Source organism: Streptomyces sp. NPDC085927, assembly GCF_044540975.1.
In the GTDB taxonomy this organism is placed as follows: Bacteria; Actinomycetota; Actinomycetes; order Streptomycetales; family Streptomycetaceae; genus Streptomyces; species Streptomyces hirsutus.
In genome coordinates this window covers 132185-148205 of record NZ_JBITSN010000004.1, presented here as the reverse complement: position 1 = coordinate 148205, position 16021 = coordinate 132185, and the positions used below count along the sequence as shown (strand labels likewise).

Sequence of the window (16021 nt, the reverse complement as noted above, 5' to 3'; positions counted from 1 at the left end):
GCACCTCATGTTCCTTGTCGCCCGGCCCGGTCGCTTCCTACCGTGGACGTACCCCTGATGACACCGCGTGGAAGCGGAGGCACCCCTCTGTGACCGATGCCCGTGTGCCGTCCCGACGGCGCTACCTCGTCTGCGATCCCGGACACTTCGACGTGCGGTACGCGATCAACCCCTGGATGCGTCCCGGCCGTCCCGTCGACCTCGCCCTGGCCCAGCGCCAGTGGCGCACGCTGGTCGACGTCTACCGCGCCCACGGTCATACCGTGGACAGCGTGAAACCGGTCCCCGGCCTGCCCGACATGGTGTTCGCCGCGAACGCGGCGGTCGTCGTCGGGGGCCGTGTCCTCGGCTCCCTGTTCCTGGCGCCCGAGCGGCGCCCCGAGTCCGTGCCGTACGAGACCTGGTTCAAGGCGGAGGGCTTCGACGTCCACCGTCCCGAGTCGGTGTGCGAGGGCGAGGGCGACCTGGTTCCCGCCGGGCGCTGGATCCTCGCCGGCACCGGGTTCCGCACCACCCGCGGGGCACACGCCGAGGCGCAGGAGTTCTTCGGGGTGCCCGTGATCGGTTTGACGCTGGTGGATCCGTACTTCTACCACCTGGACACGGCGCTGTTCGCGCTGGACGAGGAGAACATCGCGTACTACCCGGAGGCGTTCTCGCCGGGGAGCCGCGAGGTACTGGCCCGGCTGTACCCGGAGGCGGTGACCGCGACCCGCGAGGACGCCATGGCCTTCGGCCTGAACTCCGTCTCCGACGGACGCCATGTGTTCGTCTCCCCGGGGGCGACGGCCCTCGCCGCGCGGCTCGCCGAGCGCGGTTACGTTCCCGTCCCCGTCGACCTGTCCGAGTTCCACAAGGCGGGCGGCGGGATCAAATGCTGCACTCAGGAGATCCGTTCATGACCACTGCTGCCCGTACCCGTTCGTCCGCCGAGCTGATCGGTGCGGAGGAGCCGGTCCTCGCGCACAACTACCACCCGCTGCCCGTGGTCGTCGCCCGCGCGGAGGGCGCATGGGTGGAGGACGTGGAGGGCCGCCGCTACCTCGACATGCTGGCCGGCTACTCGGCGCTCAACTTCGGCCACCGGCATCCCGCGCTGATCGAGGCGGCACACCGCCAGCTGGACCGGCTCACGCTCACCTCGCGCGCCTTCCACAACGACCGGCTCGCCGAGTTCGCCGAGCGGCTGGCCGCGCTGACCGGGCTGGACATGGTGCTGCCCATGAACACCGGCGCGGAGGCGGTCGAGAGCGCGGTGAAGGTGGCCCGCAAGTGGGCCTACGACGTGAAGGGCGTCCCGGCCGACCGGGCGACGATCGTGGTCGCCGCGGACAACTTCCACGGCCGGACGACGACCATCGTCAGCTTCTCGACGGACGAGACCGCCCGCGCCGGCTTCGGACCCTTCACCCCCGGCTTCCGGGTCGTCCCGTACAACGACCTGGCGGCGCTGGAGGCGGCGGTCGACGACACGACGGCCGCGGTGCTGATCGAGCCGATCCAGGGCGAGGCGGGGGTGAACATCCCCGACGACGGCTATCTGACGGGCGTGCGGGAGCTGACGCGCCGCGCGGGGTGCCTGTTCGTCGCGGACGAGATCCAGTCGGGGCTCGGCCGCACGGGGCACACACTCGCCGTGGACCACGAGTCGGTCGTCCCGGACATGGTGCTGCTCGGCAAGGCACTGGGCGGCGGCATCGTCCCGGTGTCGGCGGTGGTGGCCCGGCGTGAGGTGCTCGGGGTTCTGCACCCCGGCGAGCACGGCTCGACGTTCGGCGGCAATCCGCTGGCCGCGGCCGTCGGCACGGCGGTGGTGGAACTGCTGGAGACGGGCGAGTTCCAGCGCCGGGCGGCGGAACTGGGCGTGGTGCTGCGCGGCGGGCTGAAGTCCCTGGTCGGCCGGGGCGTCGTCGGTTTCCGCTCGCGCGGACTGTGGGCGGGCGTCGACGTCGACCCCGCGCTCGGCACCGGCCGTGAGGTCAGTGAGCGGCTGATGCGGGAGGGAGTCCTGGTCAAGGACACCCACGGGTCCACCATCCGGCTGGCCCCGCCGCTCACCGTCCGGGGCGAGGAGCTCCGGGACGCTTTGGAGACGCTGGGGAAGGTGCTGGGCCAGGGCGGCTGACCTTCGGCTCGTTCCCGGGTCCTGCCCGGCCCGCGGCGGACGGACGGGAAGACGGGCGGACGGGCGGACGGGCGGACGGGCGGGCGGACGGGCGGGCGGACGGGCGGACGGGCGGACGGGCCAGTCTCCGTCCCCCGTCTGCCCGTCCTCCCGTTGTTCGCCGGGCCGGGCCTCGCCCAGGGAGCCCCCGGTCCGGTTTCCGGGTGAAGATGGGGTCAAGAGGTGGAGGACCACTCCCAGCGACGGATGAGGTCGGCCGTGGGCGGACACGTGAGCGGACACGGTGAGCCGGACGTTGCCCGGCAGGGGTTCGACGTGTCCGACGCCGCTCCCCTGCTGCTCGACCCGCAGGGCGTGGTGACGAACTGGACCGGGCCGGCCGAGCGGCTGCTGGGGTACACGGCGACCGAGGCGGTGGGCGGAAAGCTGTCCGATCTCCTGACCGCCGAGAACGCCGATCGGGTGCCGGATCTGCTCGGGCGCTGCCGGGCCGACGACGGCTGGGCGGGCCTGATGACGGCCCGGCACCGGGACGGACATCCGGTCCCCCTCATGGTCAGGGTGCTGCGGACCGTGAGGCCGCAGGGCCGCTCGGCCCTGCTGGTGCTGCTGTCGGAGCTGGCCGGCTCCCCCGGCTGGAACATGAGCCGCACGATGCTGGAGCAGATGGTCACCGGATCGGCGATCGGGCTCGCGATCGTGGACACGGACCTGCGGTACGTGTGGTCGAACTCCGCGCTCGAGCAGTTCGGCGGCGGTCCCGCCCAGCGGCGGCTGGGGCTGCGGTTCGCCGATGTCCAGCCCGGCCTGGACGCCGAACCCGTCGAGGCGCAGATGCGCCACGTCCTGGAAACCGGCGAGTCGGTGACCGACTTCGAGCACGTCGGCCGGGCCCGTTCGGCGCCGCTGCGGGAAACCGCGCACATGCTGTCGTTCACCCGGCTCGACGACGACCGGGGCCACCCGATGGGCGTCTACTACAGCGTCGTCGACATCACCGACCGGCACCGCGCGCGCCAGCGCCTCGCGCTGCTCGACCGGGCCGGCCGGCACATCGGCCGCACCCTGAACGTCATGCACACCGCACAGGAGCTGGCCGACGTCGCCGTCCCGGACCTCGCGGACTTCGTGACCGTGGACCTTCTGGAGACGGTGCTGTGGGGCGCCGAGCTCCCGCCGGGGCCGCTCGCGGAGACGGACGGGGTGCCGTTGCGCCGCGCGGGCCACCGGTCGGTGCACGAGGACCTGCCGCGCACGGTCCAGGACATCGGCACGCCGGTCTCCTATCTGCCCGGTTCGCCGCCGGTCCGCTGCCTGGCCACGGGCCGGTCCTGGCGTCAGGAGCAGCTCGACCCGCTCGCCCTGGGGTGGACCGGGGGCGCGCCCGGCCACCGGGAGGCCACGTTCCTGGAGCTGGGGCTGCAGAGTGTGATGATCGTGCCGATCCGCGCCCGGGGGGTCACCCTGGGCGTCACCGTGTTCTTCCGGCGCCGCAGGGACCCCTTCCGCGAGGACGACCTGAACCTCGCCGAGGACCTCGTCTCCCGCGCCGCCGTCTGTGTGGACAACGCCCGGCGCTACACCCGGGAGCGGGACGCGGCGCTCGCGCTGCAGCGCAGCCTGCTGCCCCGCCGGCTCCCGGAGCAGGACGCCGTCGAGGTGGCCGCGTGCTACCGCCCGGCCGACGAACTGACGGGTCTGGGCGGCGACTGGTACGACCTGATCCCGCTGCCCAGCGCCCGCGTCGCCCTCATCGTCGGCGAGGTCCCCGGGCACGGCATCGACGCCGCCGCCGCGATGGGCCGGCTGCGGACCGCCGTACGGACCCTGGCCGCGCTGGATCTGCCGCCCGAGGAGGTACTCGCGCATCTCGACGACCTGGTGGCGCGGTCCGCGCGGGAGGAAGGCTCGGACCCGGTGGGGACCTACGGCCAGGCCGTGGGCTCCGGCTGTCTGTACGTCATCTACGACCCGGTCGACGGCCGGTGTGCGATGGCCTCCGCGGGCCACCCCGCGCCCGCACTGGTGTCGCCGGACGGCGCGGCCGGCTTCGTCGAGCTGCCGGCGGGGCCCCCGCTCGGCGTGGGCGGCCCGCCGTTCGAGGCGAGGGAGCTGTCCCTGGCCGAAGGCAGCACGCTCGCCCTGCACACCGACGGTCTGCTGACCGACACGGTGACCGGTTCGACCGCGGGCGGCCAGGATCGGTTGCGGCAGGCACTGCAAGGGGTCGCGCCCTCGCTGGAAACGCTGTGCCGGACGGTGATGGACACCCTGGTGCCGACCCGCCCGTACGACGACGTGGCGCTGCTGCTGGCCCGTACCCGGCTCCTGGACGCCGGCCAGGTGGCGTTCTGGGACCTGCCGACGGATCCGGCCGCGGTGGCCGAGGCCCGCAGGACGGCCACCCGGCAGCTGGGTCGCTGGGGCCTGGACGAGCTGGTCTTCACCACGGAGCTGATCGTCAGCGAACTGGTCACCAATGCCATCCGGTACGCCACCGGCCCCGTCCGGCTGCGGCTGATCCGTGAGCGCACGCTGGTCTGCGAGGTGTACGACGGCGGGGCGACCGCACCCCATCTGCGCCATCCCCGCGCCATGGACGAGGGCGGGCGCGGCCTGCTGCTGGTCTCGCAGCTCGCCCAGCAGTGGGGCACCCGCTTCGTCCCCCACGGAAAGGTCATCTGGGCCGAACAGTCGCTGACCGGACCGGACGACCTTCTCCTCGGCTGACACCTCCGGCACCGCACGTCTCCTGACGACCCTCCCGTCGCCCTCAATTCGCTCACGATATGGAAAAATGATGACATTCTGACAATGGGGCACCGGTCATGACACAAACGGCGATCGACTACGCGGCGGTGTACCACGCCCTGCCTGGCATGGTGGCGGTTCTGACCCCGGGCCTGGTGTACGCCGATGTCAACGAGGCGTTCCTCGAGGGCACCGGGCTCTCCCGGGAGGAGTTGCTGGGCCGCTATCTGTTCGACGTCTTCCCGGACAACCCGGACAACCCCAGCTCCTCCGGCGCGTGCAACCTGCACGCCTCGCTGCTGCGCGTCGTGGCCACCGGCGAGCGCGACACCATGGCCCTGCAGCGCTACGACATCGAGAGCCGGGAGCACCCCGGCGAATGGGAGGAGCGCTACTGGAGCCCGGTGAACACACCGGTGCTGGGCAGTGACGGCACCGTGGTCCTGATCGTGCACCGGGTCGAGGAGGTCACCGAGCTGATGCGGGCCCGCGACCGTGCGGGCATCGACCAGAGCCGGGTCCTGGAGGCCGAGCTGTACGCGCGCGCCCGCGAGCTGCAGGAGCTCAACAACCGGCTGCGCCGGGCGCACGCCCGGGAGCGGCAGGTGGCGCTGGTGCTGCAGGAGGCGATGCTGCCCGCCCCCCGGCAGGTGGGTCACCACCGTGCCGCCGTGCGCTACCGGCCGGCGGTGGGTGCGCTCAACGTCTGCGGGGACTGGTACGACCTGGTCGACCTGGTGGGCGGCGACCGCATCGGCGTGTCCGTCGGCGACGTGGTCGGGCACGGCCTGGAGGCGGCCGGGGTCATGGGCCAGCTGCGCAGCGCGCTCACCGCCGCCTCGCGGGTCGCGGCAGGACCCGCCGAGGCCCTGGACGTCGTGGGGCGCTACGCCCACGTGGTCGACGGAGCCGAGTCCGCGACCGCGGTCACCACCTTCGTCGACTTCGACCGGCACACCATCACGTACAGCAGCGCCGGCCACCCCCCACCCGTGCTGGTCCACCGCGACGGGCGGGTGGAGTTCCTCGACCGGGCCACCGATCCCCCGCTCGACGCCCTCCTCGAACCGGCCCCGAGGCCCGAGGCGACGACCACGTTCACGCAGGGGTCCACCCTTGTGCTCTACACCGACGGTCTGGTCGAACGCCGCCGGGAGGACATCGACACCGGGCTGTGCCGGCTCGCCGATTCGCTGCGCCGTCACCGGACACGGGATCCGGAGTCACTGGCGGACACCGTGCTGCAGGAGCTGCTGCCGCCCGGCGGCGCCACCGACGACACCGCGCTGATCGTCGTCCGGCTGTGACGGTTCGCGCCACGTCCGGAAACGGGGCCGGTCAGCCGGTGGCGGGCCGTGTGCCGTCGAGCCGGGCCAGCCGCTCCACGTTGCGCCGCTCCTCGTCGTCCTGGCCGGACACCGGGGCCAACCAGGCGTCGAGGATCTCCTTCAGCAGCGGCTCGGACGTCAGCCGCAGGCCGAGCGCCAGCACATTGGCGTCGTTCCAACGACGCGCGCCGTCCGCCGTGTAGGCGTCCGTGCACAGGGCCGCCCGTACGCCCGGCACCTTGTTGGCCGCGATCGAGGCACCCGTGCCGGTCCAGCAGCACACCACCGCCTGGTCCGCGGTCCCGTCGGCGACGTCGCGGGCGGCCGCCTCGGAGCAGAACGCCCACCGCGCGTCGCTCCCGGGGCTCAGGGCGCCGTGCACGCGCACCTCGTGGCCGCGCTCGCGCAGTTCGGCGAGCAGGGCGCGGGCCACGGGTTCGTCCATGTCGGAGGAGACGGAGATCCGCATGGTACGAAGCCTAACGGAGCCCGCTCGGGGCGCTCCGTCCGTGAAGCGGCCCCGGACAGAGGGCCGCGGCGGCACACGTCCGCGCGCGCCTGTGCAGTGACGGACGTTCAGCCGTCCGGCGGGCTCCGCCCCGGCCCTGTCGTACAGGGTGCCGGACAGTCCCGCCCCGACCTACACTGACAGCCCCACGACGTGCCGGTTGACCTGCTGCAACACGCCGCTGGGCCCGTCCGACGGAGTCGAGGAGCGCCCCCTTGTTCTACTACCTGCTGAAATACGTACTTCTGGGGCCGCTGCTGAGACTGGTCTTCCGGCCTCGAATAGAGGGCTTGGAGCATGTGCCGTCGTCCGGCGCGGCCATCGTCGCCGGCAACCATCTGTCGTTCTCGGACCACTTCCTGATGCCCGCGATCCTCAAGCGGCGCATCACGTTCCTCGCCAAGGCCGAGTACTTCACCGGCCCCGGCCTCAAGGGCCGGCTGACGGCTTTCTTCTTCCACAGCGCGGGACAGATCCCGGTCGACCGCTCCGGCAAGGACGCGGGCCAGGCCGCCATCCGGGAAGGTCTCGGGGTACTGGGCAAGGAGGAGCTGCTCGGCATCTACCCGGAGGGCACCCGGTCGCACGACGGGCGTCTCTACAAGGGCAAGGTCGGGGTCGCGGTGATGGCCCTCAAGGCCGGCGTCCCGGTGATCCCGTGCGCGATGATCGGCACCTTCGAGGCGCAGCCGCCCGGCAAGGTCGTCCCCAACCTCCACCCCGTGGTGATCCGCTTCGGCGAACCCCTCGACTTCTCGCGCTACGAGGGCATGGAGGACGAGCGGGCGATCCTGCGGGCCATCACCGACGAGATCATGTACGCCATTCTGAAGCTGTCCGGCCAGGAGTACGTCGACCAGTACGCGGCCGTCGCCAAGGCGGAGGAGGCCGAGCGCAGGGCGGAGGAGAAGCGCCGGCTCCCTCGGTTGCCGCGGAGCTGAACCGCCCGCCGGACGGGCCGAGCGGGCCACCGGCCCGGTAAGCGCATGAGCAGCCCATGGGTGAGGGGCGGCCGGAGTCGTCCGGCCGCCCCTCACTGTTCGTCCACCGGGCCCGATCGCGAGGGCGACGGGCCACCGGGGCTCCGGGCCGCCCGATCGCCCAATCACCTACGACGTGGCTGTTCCCCGGTGCTCCGCGGCGATGCCGAAGCGCTGCTGTTCGCGGGGAGCGGACGCGGCCCCGTGGACCCCGGCCACCGTGCTGACCATCTGCTCGCCGACGGGCTCCCGGCCCTCGTCGAGCTCCTGGAGCTGTTCGAGTCGGCGCAGGTCATCGGCGGAAACAAGGGCGACGAGGGGCTTTCCGTGCCGGGTCACGACGACACGTTCACCGCCGTACACCACACGGTTGATCAGGTCGGCGAGCTCAGCTCTCGCTTGTGTCACCGGAATCTCGTAGGCCATGTCCCCATCATAACGTCACGTACGTCCTGTACATTTTTGACAGACAGCCGCCGTGCGGACAGCCCCCATGCAGTCAGCTGCCATGAGGAGGAGCCCATGACCCGACCGCTCGCCCGCCATGCCGTACCCGGGTTCACCGACCACACGGCGTTCGGGCACCGGACCACGGATCCGTACGCGAAGCTGATGGAGGAGCGGATCGTCCTCCTGGGGACGCCGATCGACGAGACCTCCGCGAACGACCTGATCTCCCAGTTCATGCACCTGGAGCACCGGGCCCCCGACCGGGACATCGCCCTCTACGTCAACTCCCCCGGCGGCTCCTTCCAGGCCATGTCGGCGATCTACGACACCCTGCGCTTCGTCACCTGCGAGGTGGAGACGGTCTGCCTGGGCCGGGCGGAAGGGACGGCCGCGCTGCTCCTGGCCGCCGGGACGCCGGGCAAGCGGTACGTCCTGCCGGGGGCGCGGCTGGTGCTCCGCCAGCCGGTACCACCGGGGCCGGCGGAGGGAAGCGCGAGCGAACTGGCCGCCCAGGCGGAGGAACTGTCACGGATCCGGGACCGGATCGAGGACATGCTGGTCCGGCACACCCACCGCACCCCGGAGCAGGCGCGGTCGGACATCGAGCGGGACACCGTCCTCGACGCGCGGGCGGCAGTGGAGTACGGCCTCGCCGACCGGATCCTGACCGACCGCGAGGGCTCCCGCCCCGTCCCCGGCGCGAGGTGAGCCGCCGATGCTGCCCCCCGAACTGCCACCGCTGCCCGCGCTGACCCGCGCCGAGGCGGAGCTGATCGACTGTTACCTCGATGCCGTCGACCTGCTCGGCCGGATCAACCCGGCCCGCGACGGCGACACCTATCGTGGGCTGCGCGCCGCACAGGCACTGGTCGGCAAGGCCGCCGCACTGCGCGACGCGCTGACCCTGATGCACCGGCGCGGCGAGACCGAACTGCACGCCGCCACGCTGGCCCGGGCCCTGCGGGTGCTGGACGGCGACCGGCGCACGGCCCGGGTCACGCTGCCGCCGGGCTCCGGCAGTTGACGCCTGTACCGGTCCGGCCGGGGACGGTGTCGGCGGCACGTCCGCACCGGAGTTGAAACGGACCAAAGGGGGTACCGCCAACCGGCGTAGATGCCCACTTCTTTTCGGGCCGCCCCAGTTGCGCACCCCGCGTGGCCACGTACCGGAACAGGTCGTCCCGATGCTGGTCCGGGCCTCCTCGGCACTCCGGACGGCAGCCCGGACGCGGGGCTGTCCACTCGAACGGATGAGTGGTGAGTAACAACACAAACCCCCGGTTCCGTTGGGATTTCGGGCCGACGGTTGCCAAGATCGCTCACTGACGACAAGACCCCGCCGCCGCGGCGGGGCGATCCGGGCGGACGCCGAGTCCTGCCGCCGCCCGGATGACCGGTCGACAGGAGTGGATCGGCAGGAGTGGAGGACCCGAGCAAGACGGGTTGCCGGAACGGGAGTTCGATTCTCGCGCCGAGCAGTCCTTGGGGTGAAGCCGCACTCGTGCGGCCGGGCAACTTCGCCAGCCCGAATCCGACAGGTCATCCTTCACAGGCGGCTGACGAAGGGTTGCGCATGACCGCGCTCAATCGTGTCCCGTCTCTCATGGCCAGGGCCGGCACGGCCTCGGCCCTCACCCTCGCCGCCGTGGGCGGCTCGATCGTCCTCCCCGGCACCGCCCCGGAGGCGGCGGCCGCGACCACGGCCACCAAGGCCCTCAAGATCGCCGCGTCCAAGAAGGGCGCGCCCTACCGGTGGGGCGCCACCGGGCCGAGCCGCTTCGACTGCTCCGGACTCACCCTCTACTCGTTCAAGAAGGCGGGCAAGCAGCTGCCCCGTACTGCGGCCCAGCAGTACAACAAGACCCGCCACATCTCCGCCTCGAACCGCAAGGCGGGGGACCTGGTCTTCTTCCACTCGGGATCGAACGTCTACCACGTGGGCATCTACGCGGGCCAGGGCAAGCTCTGGCACGCGCCCAAGACCGGGGACGTGGTGCGCCTGCAGAAGATCTGGACCCGCAGCGTCTGGTACGGCCGGGTGAAGTGATCCGCGTGGGCGGCGGCACCCCTCTGCCGCCGCCCCGCCCAACACAGCGAACGACGCCCGGGCACCACACCGGTGCGGCGGCTCGAGGATCTGCGTATCGCCCGAACAGGTGAGCAGGTCCTCTTTTCGCCTTTCCGCCTCCGCTCGCCCCTCTTCCCGCCCCCGTCCTCGTTCCTGCCGCGGCCCCCTACGGTTCCTGCCGTCCTGCCATGTCGACCGCCGCGGCGGGCTCGGCGGGGGCGGGCCACGGGAGGACGACGGAGACGGTCTTCCCGCCCTCTCCGGTGGGGCGGACCCACATCCTGCCGCCGCACTCCACGGTCAGCCAGCGGATGATGACCAGCCCCCGGCCGTTGTCCTGCTGGACCGCGGCGGGGAGCCGCTTGGGGAACCTCGGGTGGCTGTCGGTGACCCCGATGCACAGCTGGTCGTCGCGGTCGAGGACGAGGCCCACGGTGAACGTGGGCGACTGCCCCAGGGTGTGCTGCACGGCGTTGGTCGCGAGTTCGGACACGATCAGCCGGACGGTGTCGGACACTTCCGTGCCCTCCGGCATGCCCCACTCCGCCAACGTGCCCACCACATGGGCGCGCGCCGCGGAGACCGAGGCGGGATCGCTCGGCAGAGTGATGGATGTTTCCAGATGGTCTGCCATGGCGATGTCGTCCCTTTCCACGGGACCGCAGTCCGACACGGAGCGGCTGATTCGAGTACGGTCCCGCACTGGTGCTTCGTCGTCAGACTGCCATCACCGCAGGCCGTCGGCGGCGATACGGCCAAGATATGCATATATCTGTCGCTCAAAGCGGTGAACTCTGCGACAGGAGACCGTATTTGGGTGGCCCAAAGGGAGTAAGGGGGAGTCATGCAGCACGGTCCTGCGGTACGCCGCCGGAAACTGGGCGCCGAACTGCGCTCGTTGCGCACGTCGGCGGGGTTCACCAGTGGTGAGGCGGCCCGGCTGGTGGGCTGGCACCAGTCGAAGGTGAGCCGCATCGAGACGGGCACGAGCGGGGTGAAACCGGCCGATGTGCGGTTACTGCTCGACGCCTACGGTCTGGCCGACGTCCAGTTGCGGGAGTTGCTGCTGGTCCTGGCGGGGTCCGACGACAACGGCGGACGGCACCACTGGTGGCATGCGTACCGCGGGGTACTGCCGCCGACCTACCGGGACTTCATCAGCCTGGAGTCACAGGCCAGCGCTATGCGCACCCTGGAGACCACGGTGGTCCCCGGACTGCTGCAGACGCCCGAGTACGCGCGGGCGGTGACCGCGGCAGCCTTGGAGGGCGCCTCCGAGGAGCGGCTGGACACGCTGGTGGAGGTACGGCTGGCCCGGCAGGACGTCCTGCGGGCGGATCCGCCGCTGGAGTTGAGCGCGGTCCTCGACGAGGCGGTGCTGCGGCGGCAGGTCGGCGGTCCCGGTGTCATGGTCCGTCAGCTGGAACGGCTGGTGGAGGCGGCGCGCCTTCCTCAAGTAAGGCTTCAGGTACTGCCGTTCACGGCCGGGGCGCACATCGGCGTCACCGGGCCTTTCGTAATCTTCTCATTTTCGCGCACTTCTGATCTGGACGTTGTAGTTCTCGACCACTTGACGAGTAGCCTCTATCTGGAGTGGAAAGAAGACCTCCGGGCGTACTCGGAGGCTTTCAACGCCCTCTCGGTCCACGCCCTTTCGCCAGAGGACTCGTTGGAATTCATCGCCGGGACAGCTGCCGGCGTGTAAGGAGGCACGATGCCCGCTCCGCCTCGGACCCTTCCCTCCAGCACCGATCTGCACGGCGTGCGATGGCTGCGCAGCAGCTACAGCACGGGCGCGAACAACTGCGTGGAGACGGCCCGGCCGGCCTTCGGCCCCGGAGCCGGACTGCTCGCCGTGCGCGATTCCAAGGACCCGGCCGGACCCGCGCTGCTCGTCTCCCCCGGGAGCTGGGCGGAGTTCGTGGCCGCGGTTCGCTGACCCGCCGGTCCGCCGGCACCCGTCCGACCGTCCGTCATCGGGCAGCTCACGGCCGTGTCCCGCCGACTCATGGCCGCGTGTCGCCGATCACCTGTACAGCGCGTTCGATCTCGGCCCCGGACAGGTCCGCGCGGGCGGTCAGTCTGAGCCGTGAGATGCCGTCGGGCACGGAAGGAGGACGGAAGCAGCCCACGGACAGGCCGGCCGCCCGGCAGTCGGCCGCCCATCGCACGGCCTGCTCCGGGGACGGGGCACGCACGGAGACGACCGCGGCGTCGGGGCGCACCGCTTCGAGGCCCGCGGCCGTCAGCCGGTGGTGCAGGTCGCGCGCCACCGCACCCGCCCGCGCCGCACGCCCGGGTTCACGGCGCAGCAACCGCAGGGCCGAGAGCGCCGCTCCGGCGGCCGCCGGTGCCAGGCCCGTGTCGAAGATGAACGTCCGGGCCGTGTTGACCAGATGCTCGACGACCCGTGCCGGGCCGAGCACGGCTCCGCCCTGGCTGCCGAGCGACTTGGACAGCGTGAGTGTCACCACGACGTCCTCGGCGCCGGCGAGCCCCGCCGCGTGCGGGGCACCGCGTCCGCCCTCCCCGAGCACCCCGAGGCCGTGGGCGTCGTCGAGCACCAGCCCCGCGCCGTGCTCACGGCACGATCCCGCCAGCGCGGCGATCGGGGCGGCGTCCCCGTCGACCGAGAAGACCGTGTCGGACACGGCGACGGCGGTTCCGTCGTGCCCGCTCAGCGCCTTGCGCGCGGCGTCCGGGTCGGCGTGCGCCACGACCTGCGTCCTGCCCCGGGCCAGCCGGCAGCCGTCGATCAGAGAGGCGTGGTTGCCTGCGTCGGAGACGATCAGCGAGCCGTGCGGGGCCAGCGCGGTGACGGCGGCGAGGTTGGCCGCGTATCCGGAGGAGAGGACGAGGGCCGCCTCGAAGCCGCAGAAGTCGGCCAGTTCGCGTTCCAGCTCGGTGTGCAGCTCGGTGGTGCCGGTGACGAGCCGGGACCCGGTGGCCCCGCCGCCCCAGGTCCGCGCGGCCCGCGCCGCGCCCTCGGCCACTTCCGGATGACGGGCCAGGCCCAGGTAGTCGTTGCTCGCCAGGTCGAGGAGCGGTGCGTCGGCGGCCCGCGGGCGCAGGGTCCGTACGAGCCCGGCCCGGCGGCGCAGCTCCGCCTGCTCGTCGATCCAGCCGAACGCCATGGGTCCTCCGGTGCTTTTGTAGGCAGTGAACAGACAGTAGCGGGGCGGCCGCCGGAGCACTGTGTGGCCATGCCCACAGCCGGCGGCGCCTCTGTTGTGCGAACCCTCCTTGGCCGGGGCGGCCGAATAGGACAGGATCGGCTCTCATGGACCTGCTGAACACGCTGGTGGACAAGGGGCTTCGGCGCGAGACGCCGACCCGTGCGGAAGCGCTGGCCGTCCTCGGGACGTCCGACGACGACCTGCTCGACGTGGTGGCCGCGGCCGGGAAGGTGCGGCGGCACTGGTTCGGGCGGCGGGTGAAACTCAACTATCTGGTCAACCTCAAGTCCGGTCTGTGCCCGGAGGACTGCTCCTACTGTTCCCAGCGGCTCGGCTCGAAGGCCGGCATCCTGAAGTACACCTGGCTCAAGCCCGGCCAGGCCTCGCAGGCGGCCGCGGCCGGACTGGCGGGCGGCGCCAAGCGGGTGTGCCTGGTGGCCAGCGGCCGCGGTCCGACCGACCGTGACGTGGACCGTGTCTCCGACACGATCAGGGCGATCAAGGAGGGCAACGAGGGCGTCGAGGTGTGCGCCTGCCTCGGACTGCTCTCCGAGGGCCAGGCGGAGCGGCTGCGCGAGGCGGGCGCGGACGCCTACAACCACAACCTCAACACCTCCGAGGCCACCTACGGGGACATCACCACCACGCACACGTACGCCGACCGGGTGGACACCGTGCACAAGGCGCACGCGGCCGGCCTGTCCGCCTGCTCCGGTCTGATCGCCGGCATGGGTGAGAGCGACGCGGACCTGGTCGACGTGGTCTTCGCGCTGCGCGAGCTGGACCCGGACTCGGTACCGGTGAACTTCCTGATCCCGTTCGAGGGCACGCCGCTCGCGAAGGAATGGAACCTGACCCCGCAGCGGTGCCTGAGGATCCTGGCGATGGTGCGGTTCGTGTGCCCGGACGTCGAGGTACGGATCGCGGGCGGCCGGGAGGTGCATCTGCGCACCATGCAGCCGCTCGCGCTGCACCTGGCCAACTCGATCTTCCTCGGTGACTACCTCACCAGCGAGGGCCAGGCGGGCCGGGCCGACCTGGAGATGATCGCGGACGCCGGGTTCGAGGTGGAGGGCACCGACCGGGTGACCCTGCCGGAGCACCGGGTGGGCGCGGGTGGGTGCGGGCCGCACGAAGGCGGCGGGTGCGGGTCCCACGAGGGCGGCGGGTGCGGGTCGGCGGCCTCCGGCGCGGGGGTGTGCGGGGGCGCGGAGGCGTCCTCGGGCACGGGCGCAGGGGCGGAGGGGGCCTCGGGCCCGGGGACGGTCACGGAGGGGGCCGGACCGGCCGACGGGCCGCGCACCGATCTCGTCGCCGTCCGCCGGCGGGGTGCCGGAACGGATCTCGCGCCCAATGCCTGAGTGGTCCGTACCCGAACTCCTCGAGCTGGACCGGCGGCACGTCTGGCATCCGTACGGGCCCATGCCGGGCCGCCGGGAACCGCTCGTCGTGGAGTCGGCGAACGGGGTGCGGCTGCGGCTCGCCGACGGCTCGGGCGAGCTGGTCGACGGGATGTCGTCCTGGTGGTCGGCGATCCACGGCTACAACCACCCGGTGCTGAACGAGGCCGCGCGCGACCAGCTCGGGCGGATGAGCCATGTGATGTTCGGCGGGCTCACGCACGAGCCCGCCGTCCGGCTGGCGAAGCTCCTTGTCGACATGTCCCCCGACGGCCTCGAGCACGTCTTCCTCGCCGACTCGGGCTCGGTGTCGGTCGAGGTGGCCGTCAAGATGTGCCTGCAGTACTGGCGTTCGCTCGGGAAGCCCGGGAAGCGACGGTTGCTGACCTGGCGGGGCGGCTACCACGGCGACACCTGGCAGCCGATGTCGGTCTGCGATCCCGAGGGCGGGATGCACGAGCTGTGGACCGGGGTGCTCCCGGAGCAGGTGTTCGCGCAGGCCCCGCCGGCCGGGTACGAGGAGTCGTACGCCGAGCACCTGCGGGAGCTGATCGGGCGGCACGCCGGGGAACTGGCGGCCGTGATCGTGGAGCCGGTGGTGCAGGGGGCGGGCGGCATGCGCTTCCACTCCCCCGCGTATCTGCGGGTGCTGCGCGAGGCGTGCGACGCGCACGACGTGCTGCTGGTGTTCGACGAGATCGCGACCGGGTTCGGGCGTACGGGCGCGCTGTTCGCGGCCGGGCACGCGGCGGTGACGCCCGACGTGATGTGCGTGGGCAAGGCACTGACCGGCGGCTATCTGACCCTGGCGGCGACGCTGTGCACCGCGCGCGTGGCCGACGGCATCTCGCGCGGCGACGTACCGGTGCTGGCGCACGGTCCGACGTTCATGGGCAATCCGCTGGCGGCCGCCGTGGCCTGCGCCTCGATCGAACTGCTGCTCGGACAGGACTGGCTCGCGGAGATCAAACGCATCGAATCGGGTCTGCGGGACGGGCTGGCGCCGGCGGCCGGTCTGCCGGGCGTCCGTGACGTGCGGGTCCTCGGCGCCATCGGCGTCGTCCAGCTCGATCACGCCGTGGACATGGAGGCGGCCACGCGCGCGGCGGTGCGCCGGGGGGTGTGGCTGCGGCCGTTCCGCGATCTCGTCTACACCATGCCGCCGTACGTCACCGGTGACGCGGACGTGGCCCGGATCGCGGACGCGGTGTGCGCGGCGGCCGAGGAGGGATGAC

At 72.1% G+C, this 16021-nt stretch carries 16 protein-coding genes and 1 riboswitch; of the genes, 12 read left to right on the top strand and 4 right to left on the bottom strand.

What is annotated here, in order from left to right; genetic code table 11:
• The first annotated feature begins 89 nt into the window (after positions 1 to 89).
• The 4 genes from ddaH (at position 90) to ACIF80_RS12515 (ending at position 6183) form a co-directional block, all read left to right on the top strand.
• Complete coding sequence (gene ddaH / locus ACIF80_RS12530; protein ID WP_399802946.1) at positions 90 to 902, top strand: dimethylargininase; 813 nt, start codon at positions 90 to 92, stop codon at positions 900 to 902.
• Entirely contained in the window at positions 899 to 2125 is a 1227-nt protein-coding gene (gene rocD / locus ACIF80_RS12525) for an ornithine--oxo-acid transaminase (protein ID WP_399802944.1), read from the top strand. The genes ddaH and rocD overlap by 4 nt, the downstream gene beginning before the upstream one ends.
• Positions 2126 to 2395: 270 nt before the next feature.
• Positions 2396 to 4855 (top strand): SpoIIE family protein phosphatase, encoded by a 2460-nt coding sequence (locus ACIF80_RS12520; RefSeq protein ID WP_399803922.1) that lies wholly within the window; start codon positions 2396 to 2398, stop codon positions 4853 to 4855.
• A gap of 98 nt (positions 4856 to 4953) precedes the next feature.
• Entirely contained in the window at positions 4954 to 6183 is a 1230-nt protein-coding gene (locus ACIF80_RS12515) for a PP2C family protein-serine/threonine phosphatase (RefSeq protein ID WP_399802942.1), read from the top strand.
• A gap of 31 nt (positions 6184 to 6214) precedes the next feature.
• Here the strand turns inward: ACIF80_RS12515 and ACIF80_RS12510 are convergent, their stop codons facing one another.
• Positions 6215 to 6673: an RpiB/LacA/LacB family sugar-phosphate isomerase gene (locus ACIF80_RS12510; RefSeq protein WP_399802939.1), complete on the bottom strand. Its 459-nt coding sequence runs from the start codon at positions 6671 to 6673 to the stop codon at positions 6215 to 6217.
• A gap of 254 nt (positions 6674 to 6927) precedes the next feature.
• Between ACIF80_RS12510 and ACIF80_RS12505 the strand changes: the two genes are divergently transcribed.
• A complete protein-coding gene (locus ACIF80_RS12505) occupies positions 6928 to 7653 on the top strand; it encodes a lysophospholipid acyltransferase family protein (protein WP_399802936.1) in 726 nt (241 codons plus the stop codon).
• Positions 7654 to 7821: 168 nt separating this feature from the next.
• On the opposite strand, the gene ACIF80_RS12500 is transcribed toward ACIF80_RS12505, so the two are convergent.
• On the bottom strand, positions 7822 to 8118 hold the full coding sequence (locus ACIF80_RS12500; RefSeq protein ID WP_399802935.1) for a type II toxin-antitoxin system Phd/YefM family antitoxin: 297 nt from the start codon (positions 8116 to 8118) through the stop codon (positions 7822 to 7824).
• A 96-nt stretch (positions 8119 to 8214) separates the two neighbouring features.
• Between ACIF80_RS12500 and ACIF80_RS12495 the strand changes: the two genes are divergently transcribed.
• From ACIF80_RS12495 to ACIF80_RS12485, 3 genes are all read left to right on the top strand, one after another.
• Positions 8215 to 8850, top strand: coding sequence for an ATP-dependent Clp protease proteolytic subunit (locus ACIF80_RS12495; protein ID WP_399802932.1), 636 nt, complete (start codon positions 8215 to 8217; stop codon positions 8848 to 8850).
• 7 nt (positions 8851 to 8857) lie between these two features.
• Entirely contained in the window at positions 8858 to 9166 is a 309-nt protein-coding gene (locus tag ACIF80_RS12490) for a hypothetical protein (protein ID WP_399802930.1), read from the top strand.
• Between the two features lie 332 nt (positions 9167 to 9498).
• Positions 9499 to 9712: riboswitch (cyclic di-AMP (ydaO/yuaA leader) on the top strand.
• Between the two features lie 3 nt (positions 9713 to 9715).
• Positions 9716 to 10189: a C40 family peptidase gene (locus tag ACIF80_RS12485; protein WP_399802927.1), complete on the top strand. Its 474-nt coding sequence runs from the start codon at positions 9716 to 9718 to the stop codon at positions 10187 to 10189.
• Positions 10190 to 10376: 187 nt separating this feature from the next.
• Here ACIF80_RS12485 and ACIF80_RS12480 read toward each other — a convergent pair whose 3' ends face one another.
• A complete protein-coding gene (locus ACIF80_RS12480) occupies positions 10377 to 10844 on the bottom strand; it encodes an ATP-binding protein (RefSeq protein WP_399802924.1) in 468 nt (155 codons plus the stop codon).
• A 210-nt stretch (positions 10845 to 11054) separates the two neighbouring features.
• Between ACIF80_RS12480 and ACIF80_RS12475 the strand changes: the two genes are divergently transcribed.
• Both ACIF80_RS12475 and ACIF80_RS12470 read left to right on the top strand, forming a co-directional pair.
• A complete protein-coding gene (locus tag ACIF80_RS12475) occupies positions 11055 to 11915 on the top strand; it encodes a helix-turn-helix domain-containing protein (protein WP_399802921.1) in 861 nt (286 codons plus the stop codon).
• A gap of 9 nt (positions 11916 to 11924) precedes the next feature.
• The gene (locus ACIF80_RS12470; RefSeq protein WP_399802919.1) at positions 11925 to 12149 is read left to right on the top strand and encodes a DUF397 domain-containing protein; all 225 of its coding nucleotides are present in this window, start codon (positions 11925 to 11927) and stop codon (positions 12147 to 12149) included.
• 67 nt (positions 12150 to 12216) lie between these two features.
• On the opposite strand, the gene ACIF80_RS12465 is transcribed toward ACIF80_RS12470, so the two are convergent.
• Positions 12217 to 13344 (bottom strand): 8-amino-7-oxononanoate synthase, encoded by a 1128-nt coding sequence (locus ACIF80_RS12465; protein WP_399802916.1) that lies wholly within the window; start codon positions 13342 to 13344, stop codon positions 12217 to 12219.
• Between the two features lie 146 nt (positions 13345 to 13490).
• Between ACIF80_RS12465 and bioB the strand changes: the two genes are divergently transcribed.
• Complete coding sequence (bioB, locus tag ACIF80_RS12460; RefSeq protein ID WP_399802913.1) at positions 13491 to 14747, top strand: biotin synthase BioB; 1257 nt, start codon at positions 13491 to 13493, stop codon at positions 14745 to 14747.
• The gene (locus tag ACIF80_RS12455; protein WP_399802910.1) at positions 14740 to 16020 is read left to right on the top strand and encodes an adenosylmethionine--8-amino-7-oxononanoate transaminase; all 1281 of its coding nucleotides are present in this window, start codon (positions 14740 to 14742) and stop codon (positions 16018 to 16020) included. The genes bioB and ACIF80_RS12455 overlap by 8 nt, the downstream gene beginning before the upstream one ends.
• Position 16021: the final 1 nt, after the last annotated feature.

What these genes read in the sequence shown, in the direction of transcription:
- rocD (WP_399802944.1), top strand. Translation starts at nt 899, where the DNA reads ATGACCACTGCTGCCCGTACCCGTTCGTCCGCCGAGCTGATCGGTGCG.
- ACIF80_RS12490 (WP_399802930.1), top strand. Translation starts at nt 8,858, where the DNA reads ATGCTGCCCCCCGAACTGCCACCGCTGCCCGCGCTGACCCGCGCCGAG.
- ACIF80_RS12465 (WP_399802916.1), bottom strand. Translation starts at nt 13,344, where the DNA reads ATGGCGTTCGGCTGGATCGACGAGCAGGCGGAGCTGCGCCGCCGGGCC.
- ACIF80_RS12510 (WP_399802939.1), bottom strand. Translation starts at nt 6,673, where the DNA reads ATGCGGATCTCCGTCTCCTCCGACATGGACGAACCCGTGGCCCGCGCC.
- ACIF80_RS12455 (WP_399802910.1), top strand. Translation starts at nt 14,740, where the DNA reads ATGCCTGAGTGGTCCGTACCCGAACTCCTCGAGCTGGACCGGCGGCAC.
- ACIF80_RS12515 (WP_399802942.1), top strand. Translation starts at nt 4,954, where the DNA reads ATGACACAAACGGCGATCGACTACGCGGCGGTGTACCACGCCCTGCCT.
- ACIF80_RS12485 (WP_399802927.1), top strand. Translation starts at nt 9,716, where the DNA reads ATGACCGCGCTCAATCGTGTCCCGTCTCTCATGGCCAGGGCCGGCACG.
- ACIF80_RS12480 (WP_399802924.1), bottom strand. Translation starts at nt 10,844, where the DNA reads ATGGCAGACCATCTGGAAACATCCATCACTCTGCCGAGCGATCCCGCC.
- ACIF80_RS12475 (WP_399802921.1), top strand. Translation starts at nt 11,055, where the DNA reads ATGCAGCACGGTCCTGCGGTACGCCGCCGGAAACTGGGCGCCGAACTG.
- ACIF80_RS12470 (WP_399802919.1), top strand. Translation starts at nt 11,925, where the DNA reads ATGCCCGCTCCGCCTCGGACCCTTCCCTCCAGCACCGATCTGCACGGC.
- ACIF80_RS12495 (WP_399802932.1), top strand. Translation starts at nt 8,215, where the DNA reads ATGACCCGACCGCTCGCCCGCCATGCCGTACCCGGGTTCACCGACCAC.
- ACIF80_RS12500 (WP_399802935.1), bottom strand. Translation starts at nt 8,118, where the DNA reads ATGGCCTACGAGATTCCGGTGACACAAGCGAGAGCTGAGCTCGCCGAC.
- bioB (WP_399802913.1), top strand. Translation starts at nt 13,491, where the DNA reads ATGGACCTGCTGAACACGCTGGTGGACAAGGGGCTTCGGCGCGAGACG.